At 51.0% G+C, this 23275-nt stretch carries 21 protein-coding genes and 1 tRNA gene; 10 read left to right on the top strand and 12 right to left on the bottom strand.

Annotated features, from left to right (window positions below; genetic code table 11):
* The first annotated feature begins 57 nt into the window (after positions 1–57).
* Both WC593_08335 and WC593_08330 read left to right on the top strand, forming a co-directional pair.
* Entirely contained in the window at positions 58–522 is a 465-nt protein-coding gene (locus tag WC593_08335; protein MFA4825152.1) for a cupredoxin domain-containing protein, read from the top strand.
* Between the two features lie 2 nt (positions 523–524).
* Complete coding sequence (locus tag WC593_08330) at positions 525–743, top strand: hypothetical protein (protein ID MFA4825151.1); 219 nt, start codon at positions 525–527, stop codon at positions 741–743.
* Positions 744–786: 43 nt separating this feature from the next.
* Here the strand turns inward: WC593_08330 and WC593_08325 are convergent, their stop codons facing one another.
* The 6 genes from WC593_08325 to WC593_08300 form a co-directional block, all read right to left on the bottom strand.
* Complete coding sequence (locus tag WC593_08325; GenBank protein MFA4825150.1) at positions 787–990, bottom strand: hypothetical protein; 204 nt, start codon at positions 988–990, stop codon at positions 787–789.
* A gap of 367 nt (positions 991–1357) precedes the next feature.
* A tRNA-Ser gene (locus tag WC593_08320) sits at positions 1358–1442 on the bottom strand.
* 175 nt (positions 1443–1617) lie between these two features.
* Positions 1618–3216 (bottom strand): thermosome subunit alpha, encoded by a 1599-nt coding sequence (gene thsA, locus WC593_08315; GenBank protein MFA4825149.1) that lies wholly within the window; start codon positions 3214–3216, stop codon positions 1618–1620.
* A gap of 81 nt (positions 3217–3297) precedes the next feature.
* Entirely contained in the window at positions 3298–3906 is a 609-nt protein-coding gene (locus WC593_08310) for an orotate phosphoribosyltransferase-like protein (GenBank protein ID MFA4825148.1), read from the bottom strand.
* A 21-nt stretch (positions 3907–3927) separates the two neighbouring features.
* Positions 3928–4383 carry a nucleotide-binding protein gene (locus WC593_08305; protein MFA4825147.1) on the bottom strand — a complete coding sequence of 152 codons (456 nt, stop codon included), beginning with the start codon at positions 4381–4383 and terminating at the stop codon, positions 3928–3930.
* A gap of 54 nt (positions 4384–4437) precedes the next feature.
* On the bottom strand, positions 4438–5295 hold the full coding sequence (locus tag WC593_08300) for a ribose-phosphate diphosphokinase (GenBank protein MFA4825146.1): 858 nt from the start codon (positions 5293–5295) through the stop codon (positions 4438–4440).
* 218 nt (positions 5296–5513) lie between these two features.
* Here WC593_08300 and lonB point away from each other — a divergent pair, with 218 nt between their 5' ends.
* The 4 genes from lonB to WC593_08280 all read left to right on the top strand — a co-directional run bounded on the left by lonB (position 5514) and on the right by WC593_08280 (position 10939).
* Positions 5514–7451 carry an ATP-dependent protease LonB gene (gene lonB, locus WC593_08295; protein ID MFA4825145.1) on the top strand — a complete coding sequence of 646 codons (1938 nt, stop codon included), beginning with the start codon at positions 5514–5516 and terminating at the stop codon, positions 7449–7451.
* A 6-nt stretch (positions 7452–7457) separates the two neighbouring features.
* Entirely contained in the window at positions 7458–8789 is a 1332-nt protein-coding gene (locus WC593_08290) for a TldD/PmbA family protein (protein ID MFA4825144.1), read from the top strand.
* Entirely contained in the window at positions 8776–10062 is a 1287-nt protein-coding gene (locus tag WC593_08285) for a TldD/PmbA family protein (GenBank protein ID MFA4825143.1), read from the top strand. The genes WC593_08290 and WC593_08285 overlap by 14 nt, the downstream gene beginning before the upstream one ends.
* Positions 10063–10198: 136 nt before the next feature.
* Positions 10199–10939, top strand: coding sequence for a hypothetical protein (locus WC593_08280; GenBank protein ID MFA4825142.1), 741 nt, complete (start codon positions 10199–10201; stop codon positions 10937–10939).
* Positions 10940–10994: 55 nt separating this feature from the next.
* Here the strand turns inward: WC593_08280 and WC593_08275 are convergent, their stop codons facing one another.
* Positions 10995–12350, bottom strand: coding sequence for a solute carrier family 23 protein (locus WC593_08275; protein MFA4825141.1), 1356 nt, complete (start codon positions 12348–12350; stop codon positions 10995–10997).
* A gap of 326 nt (positions 12351–12676) precedes the next feature.
* Between WC593_08275 and WC593_08270 the strand changes: the two genes are divergently transcribed.
* The 3 genes from WC593_08270 (at position 12677) to WC593_08260 (ending at position 15608) form a co-directional block, all read left to right on the top strand.
* Complete coding sequence (locus tag WC593_08270; protein MFA4825140.1) at positions 12677–13903, top strand: amidohydrolase family protein; 1227 nt, start codon at positions 12677–12679, stop codon at positions 13901–13903.
* Between the two features lie 55 nt (positions 13904–13958).
* On the top strand, positions 13959–15200 hold the full coding sequence (locus WC593_08265) for a threonine/serine exporter family protein (GenBank protein ID MFA4825139.1): 1242 nt from the start codon (positions 13959–13961) through the stop codon (positions 15198–15200).
* 144 nt (positions 15201–15344) lie between these two features.
* Positions 15345–15608, top strand: coding sequence for a pro-sigmaK processing inhibitor BofA family protein (locus tag WC593_08260; GenBank protein ID MFA4825138.1), 264 nt, complete (start codon positions 15345–15347; stop codon positions 15606–15608).
* Positions 15609–15678: 70 nt separating this feature from the next.
* Here WC593_08260 and WC593_08255 read toward each other — a convergent pair whose 3' ends face one another.
* The 4 genes from WC593_08255 to WC593_08240 all read right to left on the bottom strand — a co-directional run bounded on the left by WC593_08255 (position 15679) and on the right by WC593_08240 (position 21626).
* Positions 15679–16074: a hypothetical protein gene (locus WC593_08255; GenBank protein MFA4825137.1), complete on the bottom strand. Its 396-nt coding sequence runs from the start codon at positions 16072–16074 to the stop codon at positions 15679–15681.
* Between the two features lie 274 nt (positions 16075–16348).
* Positions 16349–19438: a type I restriction endonuclease subunit R gene (locus tag WC593_08250; protein MFA4825136.1), complete on the bottom strand. Its 3090-nt coding sequence runs from the start codon at positions 19436–19438 to the stop codon at positions 16349–16351.
* Complete coding sequence (locus WC593_08245; GenBank protein ID MFA4825135.1) at positions 19435–20763, bottom strand: Fic family protein; 1329 nt, start codon at positions 20761–20763, stop codon at positions 19435–19437. The genes WC593_08250 and WC593_08245 overlap by 4 nt, the downstream gene beginning before the upstream one ends.
* Before the next feature lie 137 nt (positions 20764–20900).
* The gene (locus tag WC593_08240; protein ID MFA4825134.1) at positions 20901–21626 is read right to left on the bottom strand and encodes a phage Gp37/Gp68 family protein; all 726 of its coding nucleotides are present in this window, start codon (positions 21624–21626) and stop codon (positions 20901–20903) included.
* Between the two features lie 80 nt (positions 21627–21706).
* Between WC593_08240 and tcmP the strand changes: the two genes are divergently transcribed.
* Positions 21707–22675 carry a three-Cys-motif partner protein TcmP gene (gene tcmP, locus WC593_08235; GenBank protein ID MFA4825133.1) on the top strand — a complete coding sequence of 323 codons (969 nt, stop codon included), beginning with the start codon at positions 21707–21709 and terminating at the stop codon, positions 22673–22675.
* Between the two features lie 3 nt (positions 22676–22678).
* Here tcmP and WC593_08230 read toward each other — a convergent pair whose 3' ends face one another.
* A complete protein-coding gene (locus WC593_08230; protein ID MFA4825132.1) occupies positions 22679–23257 on the bottom strand; it encodes a hypothetical protein in 579 nt (192 codons plus the stop codon).
* Between the last annotated feature and the right edge of the window lie 18 nt (positions 23258–23275).

The following is a 23275-nucleotide window of genomic DNA, read 5'->3' as shown; positions in this document are numbered from 1 at the left end:
TCTGCGGGCATAGCACAGTGCATGATTTTTATTACGGGAGGTTTAAGAGATCTCATTATGAAAAAAAGTATGATAATTTTCACTGTTGCAGTGCTCCTGATGCTGGTCAGTGGTTGTACCCAGCCCGCACCTGCACAACCTGTAACAACTCCTGTACCTACTCCTGCAGTGACTGTTCCGCAAGCGACGTTTGTCACTCCCCAGGCAATTTTGACAACCGGGTCCGTGTCTCCGACCATCCAGAATGTTGTATCCGATAATACCATCCATATCAACAAAAAGGGATTTGACCCGACAAGAATAACCGTGAAATCTGGATCAACCGTCCGATGGGTAAATGATGATTCCACTGCAGATGCAGCCCTGTATAATCCGACACACAGGATCGCACTGGAAAATATTAAAATTTCACCCCTCCTCTCCCCGGGCCAGAGCTGGAGCTGGATTTTCGATCAGCCGGGGTCCTTTGATTTTAATGATATGATCCATTCGATTCCAAAAGGCACGGTTATTGTGGTGTGATTATGTTTCAGGATATCAGTTATTTCCTTATTTTTGGAAAACCGCTTATCATGTACCTTGGTGTACTGACCCTGCTGGCATTCCTGTTCACGGCAACGATAGCCGTACTGAACTTCAAAGGGATACGTACAATCCCATTCAAATGGCACCCGCGGTGTGCGGTGATTGCACTATGCCTTGCTGGGATTCATGGAGCCCTGGGAATACTGGCATATTGGTAACAACCGATTGAAACACTAAAAAAAGGGAGATGTATGCGGAGAATTATAACCCGACTATACGGAGAACCGCACCTACAAGAATACCGAACATGGATGTGGATGCTGACAGCATCCCTAACAGGATGTATCCTACAATTGCCCCTATCTTTAACGGGGTATATGTCCGGTTGAGGTTTAACCTGCGGATAATGCGGAAGGATTTCGTGTCGGGCGATATCTGCGGTTTGTTCTTCCTGATCCGGATCATGGGTTTTCTCCTGATTGCCTGTTGCAGCAATTCCTTCACTCATTTTTTGGGCCCTTATTTATACTTGGAAGGATCCCGTATACATCATAATGGGAACATCATGTATTTAATCATTTTCAAATTACTATAAGTTCAAATATTGAACGGTTTTGGTTTTTTAGGCAAATAGGCCCTAAATAATCGATATTTTTAGTTCTCTACGAATAGATGCTCTTTCTGAGTAAATTTACCTGGATATTTTATTAAAATCTTTTTTTGTCTGTCATAGGAATTCGGATGCGGGAAACAGGAAATACTTTTATTAACCGATTTTTTATGAAGAAATGGCAAAGGAAAAGAAAGGAGATTAAATATCCTCCGGTTCATACGCCGAGGGGGAGATTTGAACTCCCGAGGCGCAGGGCGCCAGTAGCTTTCGAGGCTACCGCCTTCCCGGGCTAGACTACCTCGGCACACGGCTCTCTTATTTTTTCCATCAATTGTTCTAATACTTATCTGAAGCCTGCATATGTTCTGCCCCTTCGTTGCAGCACCGTCAGGGTATCGGATTTTATGCAAAAACGACCGTCAAGGTGCTTGAGGAAGGAAAGCAGTACAGGAAAAATTATTGGGGAAAAAATTGGAAAATTACATCATGCCCGGCGGCATGCCGCCTGGCCTTGACTGGGTGATCATCATATCATCCACACGGATGAGCATGACGGCAGTCTCGGATGCACTCTGGATTGACTGGCGCTTTGACCTGAGCGGCTCAATAACCCCTTCTGCGAGCATATCCACAATAGTGCCGTTATAGACATTGAGCCCGGCATTCTTTTTGCCCTTGGAATGAACGTTCTTGAGCTCTACTAATTTATCAATCGGGTTAAAACCCGAGTTTTCGGCAAGCGTTCGGGGAATTGATTCAAATGCCCCTGCATAGGCTTCGATGGCAATCTGGACCCTGCCGCCCATGGTTGCTGCATAGTCCCTTACCTTCATGAGCAGTTCAGTCTCGACTGCACCGCCACCGACTACGTACGTGCCATCTTCCATTGCGTCCATAACCACGCGGGTCCCGTCAACCACTGCACGCTCAAGCTCGTCAAGCAGGTAATCGCTGGTACCTCTGAGCAGGATCGTGATTGTCTTGGGATTCTTGCAACCGGAGATCCTGGTAAGGTTGACGTCATTGTCTTCTTCAACAAGCTCTGCAATACCGAGATCTTTTGATGTCAGGGATTCGGCTTTGTTGAGGATGGTTGCATGCATTGCCCGTGCAGCGTATTTCATGTCCGCTTCAGGGATATCTTCGATTGCCAGGATACCACTCTTTGCAAGGTAGAACTGGACCGCGTCTGCAATGCCCTTCTGGCAGAGGAGAACGTTTGCACCGCTGTCGACAACCGCATCTGCAAGTTTCTTGAGCGTCTCGCGTTCCTGCTCGCTGAATGCAGCAATCTGGTCTGCACTCGAGATCTTGATCTTTGCCTTGACCTGGGTCTTGGTGATCTCTAAGGGGGTGGCGATCATTGCGACCTTTGCCTTGGTGATCTTACGGGGCATGCCATCATGAGCGCGTGTCTTGTCTATAACAACGCCACGGATCAGTTCAGCATCGTCCATTGACTGGCCTTTCTGCTTCTTGATCATCACGTCATCTTCATCGACGATATATTTCGTGCCGGCCTTCTCGGCTACTGCCATTACGGCATCAACGATGATGGCATCGAGCTTTTCTTTCACGCACTCGATCGATTTGCCGGTGATGGCGGTGTCTGCTATCTTCAGCAGGGTCTTCCGGTCAGTCGGGTCGACTTTATGGGAGAGGCTGTTAAGGATCTCGAGTGATTTGTTCATACCGAGGCGGTATCCCTCTGCAATCACGGTCGGGTGGATACCCTGTTCGAGCATGGTTTCTGCCTGTTCCATCAGTGCACCGACAAGGATCACTGCGGTGGTGGTTCCGTCGCCGACCTCATCATCCTGGGTCCTTGCGACTTCGATGACCATCTTTGCTCCGGGGTGTTGTACTGCGATCTCTCCTAATATTGTCGCGCCATCATTGGTAATCACGATATCCCCGGTGGAACTGACAAGCATCTTGTCCATTCCCCGTGGGCCAAGGGTTGTCCTAACAGCACCGGCTATTGCTTTTGCTGCGGTAATATTCGAGCGCTGGGCTTCTTTGCCACGATTACGCTCTACATTTTCTTTTAGAATGATAATTGGCTGTCCAGATAGCATAATGGATACTCCGATGATGTAAAAGGTGGAATTGAACTTCTATATATATGTGTTGAGTGGGATTCTGAAAAAAGAGAAGGATCAGTCAATGCGGGATATTTTGAAGAGTGAATAGACAGGTACACCCTCGATATCCTTGATGCCGCGCTTGTCAAAGATTACCCAGATGGCAACCGGCACCGCATTGTGCTTTTTTAAGTATTTCACCACTTCATGCATGGTTTTTCCTGAAGTGATCACATCATCGACGATGATACACCGCTTTCCGCTGACAGGAGCAAAGTTCCCGCTGATTGATCCCATTGGTTTTTCACTCTGGTTCTGCTTTGCCGGGTGGTAGATCGAGAGCTGTGCAGCTTCCTGGACCGCGATAAGGGTTGCAAGCGGGATACCGGAGAGTGCGATACCCACGACCACTTCAGCAGCCGGAGATGAGAAGCCCTCTGAGCCCTGATCCTGGTAATACCGGTTGAGGAGCATCATTGCTGTCTCTTCAAGAAGGGGTGCCTGGCTGGAGACTGCTGACCAGTCGATATGTACATCTTTTGGGGCGGTTGTTCCTTTTGCCTGGGTGAGAAGCCATGTCACTGTTTCCATGGACAATGAGAGTTCATCAGCAATCTGACCCGGACTATGTCCTTCAGCAAGGAGCATCTTTGCTCTGCCAATCAGATCGTCAAGGGAAGACATACCAGAGAGATTCTCCGGAATCTATTTAAGTTTTCTTTTAATCGCTGAGCCGCAGATAAGGCATTCGCCATCGTGATCAAAGTACCTGCCGCACCCCGTACACCGGTATTTCCAGTGAACTCGCTTTGCTTTCCGCTGGAGGATGGGGTGTATTTGCACTCCCAGAATGCTGGCAACATTCTGGATGGCAAAATCATCTGTATAAAGCACTGCGTCTGCCTCAAGTGCGAGAGCCAGCAACTCGCAATCCGTATCTGAAATTACACCGGAATCTCGTGTTTTTTTTGCAGCAGCTGTCACTTTTTCCATGCTCTCCGGCCCCGGTGACATTACCCGGAGTCCTTCAGCGCACAACTTCTCAAACTTTCCCTTTGAACGGATATCCCTCAATTCGTCACATACTGACGGTGTGGTGAATATCTCACCTTCTACCGGGCATTCTGAGAAAAAAACACTTGAATCCAGAATGGATTTCATAGGCTTATCCAAAAGAGGAAAATGGGGATAATATAGTCCATCGTCTGTTCATAATTACCGTTTTGTGCGTGTCTGCAGTGCAAGAGCGATCTGGCCTGCGGCAGATACCGTGCTGCATCCGCGCTCGATCGTATCGCTGCAAATGACATCCCGGACTCCCGCTTCGACAAGGCGGACATATGCGCCCCCGGTAAGCACCCCGTGCACACATGCGGCGTATACGTCCGTTGCTCCCTGCGCGTAAAGCATACCGGAAGCAGTAGCAATCGTTCCCCCGGTTGAGATGATATCATCCACGATCACCACAGGGCGTGATGCAGCAGATAATGCCTTTGGTGCCATTGTCACCTGTTCGCCACTCAGCCGAGTCTTCTCGAGGTGATCATACTCCCATCCTCCCGCCGATGCCACCTGTCCGGCAAATGCCAGGGCCCCATCGTCAGGAGCGAGGATGAGCGGATTTTTCAGTTCGAGCGTTTTGATATATGCACCAATATCTGTTGCAAGAGAGATATTTCGGGCAGGCGCTCCAAAATACCTGAGAACGTCGGGCTCATGGATATTGACCGTAATGCATTCGGAAACGCCCCTGCTGATCGCCCGGGCAACCGCGCGTGCGCTGAGTGGCTCTCCTTGCCTGAACTGCTTGTCCTGTCGTGCATACCCCATATAAGGAATAACAAGCCTGATATCCGAACCTTCACAGGCATCGATTAACAGGAGCAGCTGGACAAGGGCATCATTGTCCACAACACTGCTGACAATAACAGTTTCAGTGTCCAGTTCTCCGGCAATAAGATACAGCTCGCCGTCAGGAAAACGGGAATATTTAACCTCGACAACCGAAGTCTTTTGCGCCCGGGCAAGGCGTGTTGCAAGTATCTGGGATTTTTCAGTGCAGATCACTTTCATGATATCGTTTCCTGGTTGTAGGCAAACAGAATTTCTTATTCTACTTATGGTCTATTCGTGATAATAAACACCATCTGATATTGTTTTTTTGCTAATAATCATCAGCGGGATGTCCAAAGATAATCTGCGCCGTCACCGGTGTGATCAGCTGAAAGTACTTAAACTATCATGGGACAAATTATATGAAAATCTTAAGTCAAAAAGAGGTCAATCGCGCAATGGAGATATCTGAACAAATCCCCCCGCAGCAGAATGAAATAAAACCCGCATCGCCCGAAGCGGTATCTACGGAAAGTGCGGGAGCGACATCATCAAAGATAGAAGTGCCCGCTAAACTGATCGATCAGGTGATCGGACAGGAGCACGCGGTTGAAGTTATCAAAAAGGCGGCTATCCAGCGCCGGCATGTCATGATGATTGGCAGCCCCGGTACCGGTAAATCGATGCTGGCCAAGGCAATGGCTGAGCTGTTACCCAAGGAAGAGCTCATCGACATTATGGTCTATCCGAATTCCGATGACAACAATAACCCGGTGATAAGGACGGTTGCCGCGGGTCGGGGAAAACAGATTGTGGCTGCCCATAAAGCAGAAGCCAAGAAAAAGATCCAGTTCCGGAATATGCTCCTTTTCCTTGCCATCATCGCGATTGGGGGATATGCGATCATTACCGGCCAGATCCTGATGGGGCTCATTGCTGTTGCCTTTATCTTTATAGCATTCCGCACAAGTATGCCGAGGGAGGAGACGATGGTGCCTAAACTCCTTGTCTCGAATGACACCAAAAGCATCGCACCTTTTATAGATGGCACAGGCACGCATGCCGGTGCCCTGTTAGGCGATGTTCGTCATGATCCCTTCCAGAGTGGCGGTCTTGAAACCCCGTCACACGACCGGGTGGAGGCAGGTGCAATTCACCGTTCGAATGGGGGGGTCCTCTTCATCGATGAGATTAACACGTTAGACCCGCACTCCCAGCAGAACCTGCTCACGGCACTTCAGGAAGGAGAGTTTCCCATCACAGGGCAGAGTGAGCGGTCGAGCGGTGCGATGGTCAGGACGGAACCGGTACCCTGTAAATTCGTGATGGTTGCGGCAGGCAACCTTGATGCAATCCAGGGAATGCACCCGGCACTCCGCTCCCGTATCCGGGGATATGGGTACGAAGTGTACATGTCGGAGAGCATGGAGGACACCGAAGAAAACCGGGAGAAATATGTCCGGTTCGTTGCACAGGAGGTCAAAAATGACGGGAAGATTCCGCACTTTGACCAGAGTGCGATTGACGAAGTAATCCGGGAATCCCGCAGGCGCTCCAACCGCAAAGGACATCTCACTCTCAAGCTCCGTGACATGGGTGGTCTCATCCGTGTTGCCGGAGATATTGCCCGGCAGGAGGGTGCAGCGATCACCACCGCTCACCACGTTATAACGGCAAAAGTGACTGCCCGGTCAATTGAAGATCAGGTATCCGACGAATATATCCGGAGAAGCCGTGAATATGAGCTTACCGTTATAGAAGGAACCCGAATCGGGCGCGTAAACGGGCTTGCTGTCATGGGAACCGATTCCGGTTCAGTGCTTCCCATCATGGCAGAAGTCACCCCGGCCCAGGGTGCAAGCGGTACCGTAATCGCAACTGGTATGCTTAAGGAGATCGCTCAGGAATCGATAAAGAACGTCAGTGCGATCCTCAAGAAATTTACCGGAAAAGATGTGAAAAATATTGACCTGCACATCCAGTTTATCGGGACGTATGGGGGTGTTGAGGGAGATTCTGCATCCATCAGTGTAGCAACTGCTGTCATCAGTGCAATTGAGGGCATTCCCGTTCGCCAGGATGTTGCAATGACGGGTTCGCTCTCCGTTCGCGGGGATGTCCTTCCGGTGGGGGGGGTTACCTTCAAGATCGAAGCAGCGGCAAAGGCGGGTATCAAAACCGTACTTATTCCCCGCACAAATATCAATGATGTATTGATTGAGGAACGGTACAAATCAATGGTCACGGTTATACCTGTGGATACAATTGATGATGTCCTCAAGATTGCCCTTGTGCCGGAGAATTTCGAAGGATTCCTTAACAAGCTCAAAAATATGGCAATACGTTCAACAACACTGATTGCAGAGGCAACGACTGTCAATCATCCGGTGGCATGAACGAACATGCCCGGTATCACTTATTTTGATCTGCGTCATGTAACAGGGCAAATTACCCACATCGACATAGATAACGGTGTCTTCGAGTCCGCAGGAACCACGTTTTTTAATAAGGCGGTACTGCGGGTCATCAGCAACACCGGCTGGGGGATTCTCCAGATCGATAATTACCAACCTCAAACGGGCAGGAAATTCGATGAACTGTTGCAGGAAGCCTGCAAGCTCTCTGCGATAACGCAGGAACAGGTCAGCCTCGGTAATGTTCCCCGTGGCGTGCTCACGGTTCCTGCCATGAAAGAGGATCCCCGTTCGGTCAGTATCGAGGAAAAATCCGCAATCCTTTCAGAGATAGAGAAAGGCGCAATTCACCCCTCTGTCGTAAACCGCAGGGCCAACTATATCGAACGGGTTGAACAGGTGGAGTTTTCAGACAGTTCCGGAAATGAATATGCCTACGAGATGTGCCGTTCAGGATTCAATGTGCTGGCTGTTGCCTCACGGAACGGCAACACCCAGATGGGATATGAACGGGAACATTCTATCCATGGCTTCAACCTCCGGCACCATCAGGATCTCGGGAAAAAGGCAGCCGATATTGCTGTTGCACTGCTCGATGCCAAAGCCGCCCGTGGGGGAAAGATGAAAGCTATTCTTGATCCGGAACTGGCCGGTGTATTTGCCCATGAAGCGGTTGGCCACGCGAGTGAAGGCGACCTGATCCAGGAAGGGAACTCGGTCCTGAAAGGAAAAACCGGGCTGAAGATTGGAAACGAGATGCTCACGATTGTAGATGATCCAAGTATTCCCGAATTTGGATTTGATCCTGTTGATGCGGAAGGTGTGGCTGTGTGCAGGACCGAGATCATTAAGAACGGGATCATTAATGCGTTCCTCCATAACCGGGAATCATTGGCAGCGGTAGGAAATGGCATACCAGGACATGCCCGTGCAATGCCCGGTGAACCCCCCCTTGTCCGGATGAGCAACACCTTTATCGAATCCGGGGATTCCACTGACCACGAGATCTTTGAGGAATGCAAAAATGGCATTTTCCTGAAAGGCTCCCGTGGTGGTCAGGTGGATCCGGGTCGGGGCGTTTTCCAGTTCAATGCAGAATACGGCTATCTCGTGGTAAACGGTGAATGTACCGATATGGTGCGAGATGTCTCGCTTTCAGGAGAGATCTTAACAACCCTGCATAATATTGCTCTCTGCGGGAACAACCGCGTGATGAGCCCGGGGTATTGCGGGAAAGGCGGGCAGAGTGTGCCGGTGAGTGACGGGGCTCCAACAATTCTCCTGTGCGATGCGGTGGTGGGCGGTAGTGGAATGGATTGACCAGGTTTTACGTGAAGGGAAGAAGAGCGTCGACGAAGTCGAAGTCTTTTATGTGCAGGGCAGGAGCGTATCTGCTGACCTGAAACAAAAAAAGATCAACCTCGCTTCCGCCTCCGTTGACTGCGGTCTTGGCATCAGAACCATCCATCAGGGTAGAATCGGATCATCGAGTACGAATGATCCGGTTCACTGGAAGGAATGCCTGGATGCGGCTATCGCAAGCGGCCATCTTGCAACCCCGCTTCCCTGGGGTGGATTGCCCGGGGCGCAGGATGTTTCCCAAACCCCGCTCACATACGATCCATCAATGAAGGTTGAACCCGCTTCCGCTCTTATCCTGCTCGAACAGATGCTTTCAGGTGCAGAGGAACATAAAGCTGATGTTACGGCCGGATCAGCCGGACTCTCCACGACAACTGTCATCCTCGCAAACAGCAACGGCTTGCATTACACGGACAGTCACACGGGAGTATCCCTTTCGTTGGAAGCCATCCGCGGGCAATCAACGGGTTATGAATTCGATCACTCGAGTTTCATCAGCAAGGTTGATCCGTTCCATGTTGGGGAACGGGCAACATTTTATGCCCACGAATCTGCTGGAGGAAAGGATGTTCCCACTGGAGATTACGAGATCCTGCTCTCCCCGCTTGCCTATGCTGAACTTCTCGGCAGCGTGTTTATTCCTGCGCTGAACGGGCGGAATGTACATGCGGGCAGATCGCGGTTTGCACAGTCGCTGGGAGAGTCCGTTGCCGATCCCTTGCTCTCAATGTATGATGATCCACTCCTGCCGGGAGCTGATGGTAGCGTCAGCTGGGATGCAGAAGGCATGCCGACGCACAGGATAGATTTCATACGGGATGGCGTTCTGGAAGCTTTCGCTTATGATCTCAAAACCGCCTACCGGTACGAAAAGACCAGTACGGCAAGTGCGGTTCGGGGAGGGTATGGTGGATCTCCGGGAATCGGCCACCATAATTTTATTGTTGACGGGAAACGCAGCAGGGTAACTGATGAACGTGTGGTGTATGTACATGGCGTGGTAGGTGCTCACACGGCAAATCCGATGAGCGGCGAATTCTCTGTTGAACTCTCCAATGCATTCTGGATGGAGGGAGGGGAGTTCCAGGAACCGATCCGGAGTGCCATGCTGTCAGGAAACGTATTTTCGCTGCATAACGAGATTATTGGTTTAAGCCACGAATCCCGTGCAATAGGATCTCTGATTCTACCTTCGGTAAAGATAAATAAGCAGCGTATCATTGGCAAGTAGGTGTTCACGGACTTATTGATTTTTATAAAGGGGGGATGCCCCGTCTCATTAAAGGGATACTACCTGACAGGACCTTACCTGTACGGGCAGTCGATTACGACATCTTTTTTGCCATATGGCTCCTTTTTGCTAGTTTATGAGAGCAGTTATCTATACAGCAATTCTCCTCATTGTCTGCATTATCGCGAGCGGGTGCACAGGGAAGGACCCGGCAGTTCCGACCACCCCTACACCCCCGGTGGGATCGGATCTCACCAAACTATCTGACAGCTACCCGAATACCACGCTCTCCCTGGACTATGGCGTGATCGTTGTATCGTTCCGTGCAGACAGTGCAGAAAAACTGGTATTCGGGTTCTCTGATCTGTCGCAGAAGTATGGGGCGGCAACCGAGATCTCAACAAACGGCCCGTTTGCAGGATCAGTAGCGTTCCAGGCTCCCGTGAAAGAGATATATCAGCTTAACATCTCCGGCAGTGGCAGGTGGACTGCTGAGGCAACCCCGCTCGTGACAACCAATCCCCTGAAAGCGCCCGTGAATCTTTCCGGTTCCGGAACCCAGATAACTCCTGTATTCTCCCTGGAAAAAGGTGAATATTTCTTCAACAGGAATGAGATTGGTCTGGCCTCACCGTATTATTTCCTCTATTACGTCAACGGCACACCCCTTATGGATGCAAACAACTCGTACATCCAACCGGGATTTGGTGCACTTTCGCCACACCCGTTTGTGTTTGTCACCGTCCCCGAGAGTGGAACATTTTACCTGAGCGTTCTTGGCCGGAATAACCCCGGAAACTGGTCTGTTTCTATCTCCCCTGTCCCAAAACTCCCCCCCATGGGACCCGGGCCGGAGATTTATCCGCGCATTAAATAACAGGATTTTCCCGAGGGAAAAGTCCCCGGTCTCTTTTTGGTATTGCCCTCAACCATCAGCCCCGGGCTTGTGCCTCTTCGCAGGCATCATCCGCTTCCTCCCGTTCCTCTTCCCGTTCTGCCTGGCCGCGGAAGAAGATATGTTCCATGATGAGTGCAGAAAAAATACCGACAATGAATGCATTGGCGAGTACCGGCTCAATCCGGGTACTCATCAGGGTTTTTGTGGTGACCGGAAGGAATGCAATCAGGATTGCAAAGATAAGGGAGATCCCGATGACGATCCCGGAATTATACCCGATCCCCCCGCTGCGCTCTTTGGCGAGATTGAGTGTTGCTGCAAACATCCCCCCGAGCAGGTAGATGAAGAGACAGCCAATAACCAGCGGGGGGATAGCCATCAGGGTGGAGACGATCAGCGGGGAACACCCGATGACAATAAAGAGGATACCGGCAATGCCAAGAGGGTACCGGGAAGCCTGCCGGTTTGCCAGTATCACGTTCATGGAAAAGTTCGAGTTTGCGCAGCCTATTGCTCCGCCAAACCCGGCAAGGATGCTGGAGAGGCCGGTTATGGCCATGCCGCGCCGGAAGCGGGGGTTCATTCCCGGGGGTTTCAGGAACAGTTCCATGGATTCAACGGCACTGAAATCCACGACAAGGAGCGTGAAGTAGCAGAACAGGAATGCAAAGATCAACGGGAGGGAGAATTCGAATGCAGTTGGGGCGACCGTTGTGAAGAGCCCGAACGGAGCACTGCTGATCGCCGCTGGTGTGAATGGGAAAAATACCATGTACAGGCCAACACCCAGCACGATTGCACCTGGCAGGAGGACCTGTTTTGCCATTCCTTTCAGGACACAGGAGAGCCCGAGAATGAGGAGGGTGAAGATGATAGCAAAGATGAGGTAATTCGTTGCCGTTGCCGCAGACGACTCAGGAATAATTAGGGTCAGGATCATCGGTGAGACCGCGAAACAAGACATCAGGAGAACGGCAAGGATGATATTGAAGGTGAAGAGCCGTTTGAGAAGATGGTGGGCTTTGACCGCTGCAAGTATACAGATGGCAATTCCGCAGATGATCATTGACGTGAAGATCGCATTCGTTGAGAAGGCAAGGCCGGCTCCCACACCAATGATAAGGATACCGGTTGGTCCTGTTCCAATGGGAAGGCGGTGCCCGATAAATATTTGGAGGATCTGGCACACCCCCGTGACAACGAAGATCACCTGGAGGACCTGCATCTGCTGCACCGGGTCATGGTACAGCATGGGTGCAACAATCATCCCGTAAATCAGCGCTGACGGCATCAGGACAATGAACCACTGGAGGGCTGCCGTTGTCATAGCAGGTAAGGGCGGTTTTTCATCAATGCGGGAAAGAAACTTCATGGCATCACACGCAGGCATTCCAGCTCCGCCTTACCGGCAGGCAATTCAACTCTCATCCCATAACCATTTGAATCTTCTTGAATTCCCGCTGCGTTGTGTGCAGGGTCGGATGGAGTGACCCGGGAATATACAGTAAACAATTAAAAAACCGTGTTGCTTCTTTGCCCCGGGCATGAGGGTAACGGTTTTTTGCCGGGAATCATCTGGCTGATATCTCTTCAAAGGCTTTTTGTAGGAACCAGATCAAGGAGAGTTGAGCGCCACACGATATGTTGAGCCGGCAATCAGGTGGCAGGCAGCATCGGCAGATTTAAAAAAAAACCAGAAACAAAGGGAAAAAGAACATGAGAACGATTATTAAAAACGGGCAGGTCCTGAATGTCCACACGTCCCGCTACGAGAAGAAGACCATCATTGTTACTGGTGATAGAATCACCGCATTGACAGACTCTCCTGTTGCTGCGACACGCGATGATTGTGTCATCGATGCGGAAGGGAAATTTGTCCTTCCGGGCCTGATCGATGCACATGTGCATGTGACCTCTGCCACGGTAGATCTGGCAATGCCGCAGTTGCCTATCACATACATCACATGTTGTGCGGCAAAAAACCTCTGGGAAGCATTGCAGAGAGGTTACACAACCCTGCGGGATGTGGGCGGTGCCGACTTTGGGCTGGCAATGGCCGTAGAGAGCGGGGTTATAAAGGGATCGCGGTTGTTCTTTTGCGGGCGGGCCCTCAGCCAGACCGGCGGACATGGTGATTTCAGGGCCAAGACCTATGACGGGGAGTACGGGGCGCCCATGCAGTCATCGGCAACCAGCATTGGCCAGATCGCTGATGGGATTACCGAAGTGCGACGTACCTGCCGGTCCGAGCTTCGCAAAGGTGCATCCTTCATTAAAATTATGGCCGCCGGGGGGGTTGCATCCCCGGGAGATAGCGTCACTGACACGCAATACAGCGATGAGGAACTGGCAGCCATCGCGGAGGAAGCGCGGGCCAAGAGTACCTACGTTGCCGCCCATGTATACTCGGCAAAGGCCATCCAGATTTGCCTGAAACACGGGGTCAGGACTATCGAGCATGGCAATCTGCTTGATGAAGAGACGGCGGCCATGATGAAAGAGAAGGGAGCCTATCTCATACCAACTGTTATCACGTATGACGCGCTCGCCCGGAGAGGCGCAGAATACCAGTTCCCTGAGGTGAGTATCAAGAAGATAGCCTCCGTGCGGGTTCAGGCGCTTGAAGCGGTAAAAATTGCCCGGAAACATGGGGTAAAAATTGGGTTTGGCACTGACCTGCTGGGACCGCTCTGGGAAGAGCAGAGCAATGAATTCAAGTTGCGGTCCGGCATCGAGAAGCCCATCGATACGATCATTTCGGCAACAAAGATCAATGCCGAGGTACTGAACCAGTCCGGAAACCTGGGCGAGATATCCGAGCTGGCCTCTGCTGATATTCTCATTCTAGGAAAAGACCCTGTTGAAGATATTTCTGCTATCACCGACAGCAGCAATATCCGGGTGGTAATGAAAGCCGGAACAATCTACAAGAACACCCTGTGAACACCTACCTGGACAGGTATATGAAAAAGGCCGATACCCGGTTAAGGAGATTTGGATGCCCGATAGGGATGCCGATGAGGAAGCAAGGTTTGAGTCTGCCTGCAGGTTCGTGATCAGGCTGGGGATCTTGGCCCATGGATATGGTCCTCAGGCACGACGGCTTGAGTCGTACCTCACCCGCACGACAGAGGCGCTGGGATACAAAGGAGTATTCACATCAACGCCAACCAGTCTCTCGTTTACCTTTATGAAAAAGGATGATGAACTCTGGCAGAGACAGCACCGGGTCTCAATGAAGGGTACAGGGTTTGACCTGGCGAAACTCGCAAAAGTCGGAGAGCTGGTAAACGCTGTCGAAGAAGACCGCATCAGCATTGCCCGTGCAACAGAGATCCTGGACGAGATCGATGCAATGCCCCCTCCCTATGGAAATTACCTGGTGGCTTTCGGTTATGCCCTCTGCGGGGCTGGATTTGCAGGTTTCCTGCAGGGAAGCTGGGGAGATCTCGTCCTCTCGGCCGTTTTGAGCGTTCTTGTTTTTTTCCTGGTCACACTGGCGAAGCAGTCCTCAGGAAAGCTCGCGGACTGGACGCCACTCATGTGTGCGTTTGTCACCGGTGTGCTCTCGGCTATGGCAGGTTTTCTTGTGCCGGGGACTCAGGTGTACCTGGTGACCCTCTCCGCGATCATTTACCTCATCCCCGGTTTTTCTATCAGTGTGGGGGTCATCGAACTGACAACAAAGCATATCGTCTCCGGCCTTGCCAACCTGGTCAATGGCCTCATCTGCCTGGCCCTCCTCTTCGCAGGTGCATGGATGGGTGTCACCCTTATCGGGCTCCTCTTGCCGGCTCAGGCAGCAACAGTGGGATCCATCGGCTCAGGCTGGGTCTGGATATTTGCTATGCTCCTCGCTGCGGGTCTCTGCATAGCCTTCCAGACGCCCCCCCGCGATCTTGTGTGGGCGCTGCTTTGCTGCGCTACAGCTTGTATCGGCATCGTACTGGGTGTACATATCCAAGGGAGTGACCTGGGGAACTTTCTGGGTACCGCCATGGCAATGGTCTTTGCCAATGTCTGGTCTGATAGAACCAACCGTCCCACTTCCAATGTTATTCTTCCCGCTTTTGTCTTCATGGTCAGTGGAAGCATCGGCTTCCGTGGACTGGTGGCCCTGTCAGCCGGCAGCACAGCACTGGGGTTTGCGGAATTCATGCACATGTTCGTGGTTGCAATCACCCTCGCAATCGGACTGGTTGTCGGAAACCTGATCTATAAGCCCAAAATCCTGCTATGATTGAAAACAGCCCGTTTTCAAGAACTCTTTAACGATTTAGGTCGATGACAATTTTGGCGATATTTTATTGGATTCTGGAGCAATAAACCGATAAGGTATTGTTAACAGGAATCTATTGGTAAATAAAGGAAAACAGGGGTAATTATGAGCGCAGTAATCATTACAATCCTTCTCGTGGTAGCAATTGTTGCGATTGTCTATTACCTGGCAAAAAAATTCATGGTCCTTGTGGTCAATGCCATTCTGGGAATCATCCTTTTGTTTCTTCTCAATTTCCTGCATGTCATGCAATGGATGGGAAAACCGGATCTCGGGTACGACTTTGCAACCGTGCTCATATCTGCAATTGGGGGAGTGCCTGGGGTATGCATCCTCGTACTGCTGAATATCTTTGGAATTACCCTGTAAATCCAATAACGTTTTTCCGGTTCGGTATTTTGTGCAGTATCATATCCAGGATTGCTGCTCCTAAAAGCCCTCATTTGACTTCGACCGTTCTGAACTTTGTTTTTTGGTATCGGACACCGTTTGCTCTTTTTAATCGGGATCCGATTGAAAAATAAAAATCAAAGTGTGGTTGAAATTTTTTGAGCAAAGTCTGGTTTGAAAATTTTAGGCAGAGTGTGGTTGAAAAATAAAAATCAAAGTCTGGTTGAAAATTTTTGAGCATGGTCTGATTATTTTTTTTCAAGCAAAGTCTGGTTAAAAAAATAAAATCAAAGTCTGATTGAAATTTTTCAGGCAAGGTCTGGTTGATCCGGAAATGATTTTCAACCGCGATCGCGTACCCGATTGAAAATTTTTGAGCAGGGTCTGGTTGATCCGGCTGAGTGGCCGGAGGTACTGTCTGGGTGTGATGCCGGAGCGGGTTCACGTCGGAGGTGCGGACCGGTTTTTCTCCCTTTCGGTTTTAAGAATCAGAAACGGATCGCGTTTTTTTATTTTCAAACAAAGTCTGGTTGATCTGCAAACGGATTCCAGGCAGGGGCTGGGGGGTTGATTGAAAATTTTTGAGCATGGTCTGATTTATTTTTTTCAGGTAAGGTGTGGTTGAAAATTACAAATCAAAGTCTGGTTGGAATTTTTTGGGCAGGGTTTGATTGAAAAATAAAAATCAAAGTTTGATTGAAATTAAAAAATGAGGTTGATCATCCACTGATCTCAGCACACAGGATCTCGGCCTGCTCCAGGATGGTTGCAACTGCTTTTGGCTGCATGTCTGGCGGATATTTGTATTTGGTCAGGATACGTTTCACCATCACCCGCATCTTTGCCTTGACCCCTTCCTTTACGGTCCAGTCAATGGTGGCATTTTTCCGGATCTGATCCACCAGTTCGTGAGCAATCTTCCTGAGCGTTTCATCACCGAGAACCATGACAGCGCTGTCATTGACCTCAAGGGCTTCATAGAAGGCCAGTTCCGCTTCATTAAGCCCTAGATCTTCTCCCCGCTTATCTGCCTCACGCAGTTCCTTGGCGAGCTTGATAAGATCCTCAATGACCTCCACTGTTTCGATAGCCCGGTTCTTGTACCGGTGGATGGTCTCTTCGAGCATCCGTTCAAAGGAGCGGGACTGGACGAGGCGCTTTTTCTGCCGGGTCCGGATCTCGTCATTCAGGAGTTTTCTCAGGAGCTCAACTGCTACGTTCTTCTGCGGGAGCCCCCTGACTTCCGCAAGGAATTCCTCTGACAGGATCGAGATATCCGGTTTCCTGAGACCCGCAGCAGAAAAAATATCGATAACCTGATCGGAAACGATCGCTCCGCTGACAATCTGGCGGATAGCGTGTTCCATGTCCCATGTCCGATCTGCCTTGTCGCCATCAGTATCAAATTTTACCAGCGCTGTTCGGACCGCCTGGAAAAATGCCACATCGTCCCGGATCGTTATTGCCTCATCGTGAGGGACTGCGAGTGAGAAGGCTTTTGAGAGTTCGGTGACTGCCGCAATAAACCGCTTCTTCCCCTCTTTTTTGCCAAGGATGACGCTCTGGGCAACCGGCAGGAGCGCGAGCCGGCGCTGCGGGTCTTCCCAGTCCGACCAGTCGAACCCGTGGAAGATGCCGCAGCAGATCTCGTACTTCTCCTGCATGACGGCGACTGCTTCTTCCTGATCGATTGCGGTTTTGCCGGTGCCCCCGCTTTCGGTATAGTTGGCGATCGCTTTCCTCAATTCATCGCCAAGCCCGATGTAATCGACCACCAGACCGCCCGGTTTGTCCTTGAAGACCCGGTTGACCCGGGCGATTGCCTGCATGAGGGTATGCCCCTGCATCGGCTTGTCGATGTACATGGTGTGGAGCGGCGGGACATCGAAACCGGTGAGCCACATGTCGCGGACAATGGCGATCTTCATCGGGTCATCGTCGTGCTTTGTCTTCTGGAACCGTTTGGCGAGTTTTTCCCGGCGGGGCTTATTCCGGATATGCTGCTGCCATTCCAGTTCATCGGTTGCCGAGCCGGTCATGATGACCTTGAGCATCCCCTTGTCATCCTCATCGGCATGCCATCCCGGGCGGAGCCGGGTGAGTTCTGAATAGAGGTCAACACAGATCCGCCGGCTCATGCAGACGATCATTGCTTTGCCCTCAATGGCCTCCTGCCGCTTCTCGTAGTGGTCAACGATGTCCTGTGCAATGAGTGAGATCCGTTTCTCTGTCCCGACAACGGCTTCGAGTGCCGCCCACTTCGATTTGAGATCCTCTTTCTTCTCGATCTCTTCACCTTCGGTGATCTCCTCGAACTGGGGATCGATCTTCGGGCGTTCCTTCTCATCGAGATAGATCTTCGCAAGCCGGCTCTCGTAGTAGATCGGGACGGTGGCCTTGTCCTCGACTGCCCGCTGGATATCGTAGATGCTGATATAATCCCCGAAGACGTGGCGGGTGTTCTTGTCTTCCTTCTCGATGGGAGTGCCGGTGAACCCGATGAAGGTCGCTCCGGGGAGTGCGTCCCGGATATGGCGGGCGAACCCGTCGATGAAATCGTACTGGCTCCGGTGGGCTTCGTCTGTGATGACGATGATGTTCTTGCGTCCGCTCAATTCGGGATACTTTCCGCCTTTCTTCTCCGGGAAGAATTTCTGGATGGTGGTAAAGACGATCCCCCCGGACCCAACCGCGAGCAGTTTCTTGAGGTGTTCCCGGTCGGTTGCCTGTACCGGCTTCTGCCGGAGAATCTCGTGGCAGCGCGAGAAGGTACCGAAGAGCTGGTCATCGAGGTCGTTCCGGTCCGTGATGACGACGATTGTCGGGTTCTCCATCGCTGGATTGAGCACAATCTCGCCGGTAAAAAAGACCATCGTCAGACTCTTTCCCGACCCCTGCGTGTGCCAGACAACCCCGCCCCGCCGGTCCCCGCTGGGCCGGGAGGCCCGCTCCGTGCTTTCGACCGCTTTTTTCACGGCATGATACTGGTGATAGCCTGCCATCTTCTTGGCAATGCCGCCCTCATCATCGATCTCAAAGACAATGTAATTCCTGATCAGATCGAGGAGCCGCCGCTTGTCGAACGCCCCCCGGATCAGCACTTCGAGCCGGAGCAGGGTTGGCGGGGCAAGCTGTTCGCCCTCGATGGTCCGCCACGGCATGAACCGTTCGCGGATGGAGGTCAGGGTACCAATCCTGGCTTCAAGGCCATCCGAGATGACGATCATCTCATTGTGGGCGAAGAGCCCCGGGATCTGCTGCTTGTAGGTCTGGATCTGCCGGTACGCGGTCTCGATCGTTGCCTTTTCATCGGTCGGGTTCTTCAGCTCGATGATAACGATCGGCAGACCATTGAGGAACAGGAGAATATCGGGTCTCCGGTTGTGGTGGTTCTCGATGACGGTGAACTGGTTGACGGCGAGCCAGTCGTTCTTTTCCGGGTGATCGAAATCGGCCAGCCGTACTTGGTCGCCTTTGATCGTGCCATCGGGCCGGTGGTACTCGACTTCAACACCATCAACAAGCATACGGTGGAATACCCGGTTGTTGTTCACCAGTGAGGGGGAGTCCGGATGCAGGATCTTTTTCAATGCGGCTTCCTGAGCATCTGCCGGGATACCCGGGTTGAGCCGGGCGATTGCTGCTGCGAGCCGGTGTTTCAGGATCGCGTCGTGCCAGTGGTCGCGTTCGGCTTTGGGTTCACCGGGAGCGATGTCCGGGCCGAAAAGGGTGGTGTAGCCGAGCTCCCGGAGCCATGCAAGGGCGTGTTCTTCTACATGGGATTCGGCTATGCGGGCGGCGGGGGTCATTGCCGCGTCCCTCCTTTGTACATGAAAATCTGCCGTTTACCGTCCAGGTATTTCTTCAGTTTCCCTTTCCCTTCAAGCAGGAGGAGATCCGTACGAGCCGTAGGCAGAGATATCTTGTATTTGCCGGCAATCTCACTGATCGTGTAAGGCCGGGTCGGATGCCGGATGAAATCCCGGAGGATCTCAGCCTGACGGAATGAGAGATCGGGGATCTGCTCGACCAGCTGAAGAGATTCTGCTTCTTCCTCCTTTTTGTTGATGATATATTTCTTCAGGTCATCCAGCGCCCGGCTGATGATATGGATATTGAAATCGATGAAATATGTCATGTCGTTGCTGTCAGTCTCGGTGAGCTGGTACGCCCGTGTGTACTGGACCGGGGCATGGGCAAAGATCCTTGAGATCGAGATATATTCCAGCAGGTCGTAGTGGTGCTTGAGGGCAAACCAGTAAAAGATTGCCCGGGCTGTCCTGCCGTTGCCATCACTGAACGGGTGGATGTACCCGATGAGGAAGTGAAGGATGATCGCCTTGACAATCGGGTGAATGAACTCGTCGTCTTCATTCGCAAACGCGATGAGATCATCGATCATTGCCGGGATTTTTTCACACCCGGGAGCATAGTGGTAGATCTTTGTCGGATCGACTCTATCCCCTACAACAACATCGCAGGACCGGAAGCCGGATTCGTCGCTCGCGCTTTCCAGCGTATCCCGTGTTATCTCCTCGTGTATCTCAATGATGAGTTCACGGGACAGCGGCTTGTCCCGCAGCTCCTTGAGGCGGAGTATCGTCCGGTAGTTGTTGACGATCATCCGTTCGGAGGTGTTCTTAGGCTTCCTGCCTTCCCTAAGGATCTTCTTTGCCTCCGGCCGGGTTGTTGCCGCTCCTTCGAGCTGGCTTGACGCGATGGCCTCTTCCATTAAGGAATTGCGGAGATACTGATTTTTATTCGCCTCACTCGGGAATTCCCCGAAGAGCCAGTCGAACGATGCGGGAGATGCCTTATCGAGGAGGTGGAGCTGTTTCTGGAAGTTTTCCGGGGTATAGAAGGGGAAGTTCTCGTCGCCAATGCGGATTTCCCGGTACTTCGTGCTGCGGATAGTGCGTATCACGAACCAGAACGTGATGTGATCAAAGGGTATGTTCTTCCGCCGTAGATCGTCCCAGTGGATGTACTCCTGCTCGTTGTATTTCCGGATCAGCTTGCGTATTTCCTCTGATTCCTTATTTTTCTGGTTCACTCTGCTGGCCAGATCATTATACTTCTCAAGATAATCCGACCATACCCTGCCGAAATCCGGCGGCCTCTGAGGTTTTTTCATCCCGCACCTGAACTCCTCATGAACTACTAATATCTGTAAATTTTTGTAAAATTTTCAGGTATTTACAGATTGGTTGGTGCGTGAGAACAAAAAGGTTCTGTAAATGAAAGTAAAATTTACAGGTTTGATGAGAATGGCTATACCATACCGGCATTCAGACCCGGCATCTGATCCCATGTCCTGCCTTCAAGAACCCTGCCGGCCCGTTTCTTGATAACGCCACCCCACTGTTTGAAGAAGAACGGAACATTCGAGGCAAGGCAGATGTCCCTGATATCCGTCACCCATTCTTCCTGCATCGGCCGGGCACCGGGTCCCGACTCCCCCCCAACAATTACCCAATCAATACCGTCAAGGTTCAGACCCGGCAGCGGGCCAATTAACGGTTCAAGCGAGAGAAATTTGACGGGTGCGTGTGTTGCCCGAAGATCATCTATCCTATAGAGATAATCCTCGGACTCCACGCTGACACCCAGCCAGACATTCTTAGGGATTTTGATTGTCTCCTCAATTTCCCTGAACCGATCGGATCGTTTGGTGAGTATCTGGAATGTATGCCACGATGCCTTTCTCATGACATCGAATGTTTTTTTGATAAAGGGTGTCGGGACATCCTTATGGTAGAGATCGCTCATCGAGTTGACAAAGATCATCCGGGGCTTTCTCCACTCAAGCGGAAGGGGGAGCATCCGCTCCTGCAGGGTCACCTTGAACCCGTCGCGGTAGTTCGGCTGCCCCATTGCCTGAAGCCGGTACGCCATCCGTTCAGCGTAGCAGTTCTTACAGCCGGGGCTTATCTTGGTACAGCCGGTTACCGGATTCCATGTGGTTTCGGTCCATTCGATGCCGGAGTTTAGGGCCATGTTCTACCAGTCTGTTTCGAGCTTATTGCTTATTGGTATTCTCATCAAATTTATGCCTTATTAAAGATAATTGGACAATAATGGAGGATTTCTATCGCGATAATGAAGGGCTCATTTATGATCGCGTCAAGTGGCATACCCGGAAAAAACATGCCTTCATCAAATCCTACCTGAACATCTGGGTTGAGAATGTCAGGAACCATCCTCCCACATTGGATATTTTCGATCTTTTCGCCTCAACAGGATTGTGTTACTGCGAAGAAAGTGCGAAATATAAACTCGGCGAGCCGACGTGGAACGGTTCGGCGATTCTTGCCGCAGAATGTCTTGAACATTACTCAAACGGACAGAAATTATTCCTCAATACCTTTCATCAGAAGCCGGCTATCTGCACAGCACAGAAGGTAAATCTGGAGCGATTACTCAGAAAATATTCCAGAACAACATCTATCATCACCACATTACCCATCGAAGATGCCATTGATGCTGCCCGAACCCAATTATCGCCGACCTACCCCAGCATCTGGATCCTGGATCCGTACAGCTCTTCGGACTTGCCGTGGGAACTGGTGGAGAAGATAGGAAAATTTCAGGGCCAGTTCACAACCAAGAAAGGGCAGGTAAGAGTTAGGAAGCCGGAGATGATCATCACCCTGATGACGTACGGCCTCCAGATGAATATCGATATCAATCCTCATATTGTCAGCCAGGCCTTAGGGATGGAAGAATCAGATTGGCGACCAAAATACGACATCCTGATGAAAAAATATGACAACACCCGGAAAGCCCTCATCGATCTCTATGCAGAAAAACTGACAAGGCTCTACGAAAAGCCACCGATAGTTATAGAGGTTAATACAACCGAAGAGGCCGCCATCGTCTATTGTATCTTCTTGTGTACCGACAGCAATGCAGGTCATTACCTGATGAAACTGAAAGGCCTGGAAGACTACAAAACCTGGGAGTATGGCTGGAAAGCAGATGCCAAGAGAATAAGTGCTGAGAAAAAAATTCCGGAAGGACAATCGAGATTGTTTGATAATTTTTGAGGTTCAGTTCAACGGATCTCGTGCGCGGTCAAGGAATTTCTCCACCGGAATCCCGGCCAAAAAAGCGGCTTTCTCCAGGCTGGCTTTTTCTTTCTTATAGAGTGAGATTGCGGTGGGAATCCGCTTTCGTATCACCCGTTCATAAACAGCCGATTTCTCTATGAAATCCGGGTATGAAACATAAACGAAAAGGAGTATTTCATCACGCGACAGGTCATTGAGGAACTCCTTGTAATCCTGAATCACTTCGATCTGTTCCGCAGTAAACGCAGATTTGGCCTTACTGAGTGCTGCAACCCCATGGGGAGTTAAATAATATTCGTGATACTTTTCCTCCACAAGCCCCCGGGATTTCAGATTCCTCATCCCATTTTCAGCTGCCTCGCTGTAGGGGCCGAAGGTGTGGGGAATGAATTTCGCCAGCTCACCGATCTTTTCGATATAATCTGCGATAAGGAACATCTCTTTCTGGAACGCCACCTCTCCTTTGAGAGGAGCATTGTTACCGGCATGCAGCAACTGTAATATCACGAGGTTCAGATCGTTAAGATCCTCGACAATATATTCGATTGAGATTTCCATCGCAGATTCCGTTTCCTA

The organism is Methanoregula sp. (assembly GCA_041645435.1).
Classification (GTDB): domain Archaea; phylum Halobacteriota; class Methanomicrobia; order Methanomicrobiales; family Methanospirillaceae; genus Methanoregula.
The sequence above is the reverse complement of the archived record's forward strand: the minus strand, read 5'-3'. Positions and strand labels throughout refer to the sequence as shown.

Excerpts from the sequence above, each read along its gene's own strand:
- WC593_08335 (MFA4825152.1), top strand. The coding sequence starts at position 58 with ATGAAAAAAAGTATGATAATTTTCACTGTTGCAGTGCTCCTGATGCTG.
- WC593_08330 (MFA4825151.1), top strand. The coding sequence starts at position 525 with ATGTTTCAGGATATCAGTTATTTCCTTATTTTTGGAAAACCGCTTATC.
- WC593_08325 (MFA4825150.1), bottom strand. The coding sequence starts at position 990 with ATGATCCGGATCAGGAAGAACAAACCGCAGATATCGCCCGACACGAAA.
- thsA (MFA4825149.1), bottom strand. The coding sequence starts at position 3,216 with ATGCTATCTGGACAGCCAATTATCATTCTAAAAGAAAATGTAGAGCGT.
- WC593_08310 (MFA4825148.1), bottom strand. The coding sequence starts at position 3,906 with ATGTCTTCCCTTGACGATCTGATTGGCAGAGCAAAGATGCTCCTTGCT.
- WC593_08305 (MFA4825147.1), bottom strand. The coding sequence starts at position 4,383 with ATGAAATCCATTCTGGATTCAAGTGTTTTTTTCTCAGAATGCCCGGTA.
- WC593_08300 (MFA4825146.1), bottom strand. The coding sequence starts at position 5,295 with ATGAAAGTGATCTGCACTGAAAAATCCCAGATACTTGCAACACGCCTT.
- lonB (MFA4825145.1), top strand. The coding sequence starts at position 5,514 with ATGGAGATATCTGAACAAATCCCCCCGCAGCAGAATGAAATAAAACCC.
- WC593_08290 (MFA4825144.1), top strand. The coding sequence starts at position 7,458 with ATGCCCGGTATCACTTATTTTGATCTGCGTCATGTAACAGGGCAAATT.
- WC593_08280 (MFA4825142.1), top strand. The coding sequence starts at position 10,199 with ATGAGAGCAGTTATCTATACAGCAATTCTCCTCATTGTCTGCATTATC.
- WC593_08275 (MFA4825141.1), bottom strand. The coding sequence starts at position 12,350 with ATGCCTGCGTGTGATGCCATGAAGTTTCTTTCCCGCATTGATGAAAAA.
- WC593_08270 (MFA4825140.1), top strand. The coding sequence starts at position 12,677 with ATGAGAACGATTATTAAAAACGGGCAGGTCCTGAATGTCCACACGTCC.
- WC593_08265 (MFA4825139.1), top strand. The coding sequence starts at position 13,959 with ATGCCCGATAGGGATGCCGATGAGGAAGCAAGGTTTGAGTCTGCCTGC.
- WC593_08260 (MFA4825138.1), top strand. The coding sequence starts at position 15,345 with ATGAGCGCAGTAATCATTACAATCCTTCTCGTGGTAGCAATTGTTGCG.
- WC593_08250 (MFA4825136.1), bottom strand. The coding sequence starts at position 19,438 with ATGACCCCCGCCGCCCGCATAGCCGAATCCCATGTAGAAGAACACGCC.
- WC593_08245 (MFA4825135.1), bottom strand. The coding sequence starts at position 20,763 with ATGAAAAAACCTCAGAGGCCGCCGGATTTCGGCAGGGTATGGTCGGAT.
- WC593_08240 (MFA4825134.1), bottom strand. The coding sequence starts at position 21,626 with ATGGCCCTAAACTCCGGCATCGAATGGACCGAAACCACATGGAATCCG.
- tcmP (MFA4825133.1), top strand. The coding sequence starts at position 21,707 with ATGGAGGATTTCTATCGCGATAATGAAGGGCTCATTTATGATCGCGTC.
- WC593_08230 (MFA4825132.1), bottom strand. The coding sequence starts at position 23,257 with ATGGAAATCTCAATCGAATATATTGTCGAGGATCTTAACGATCTGAAC.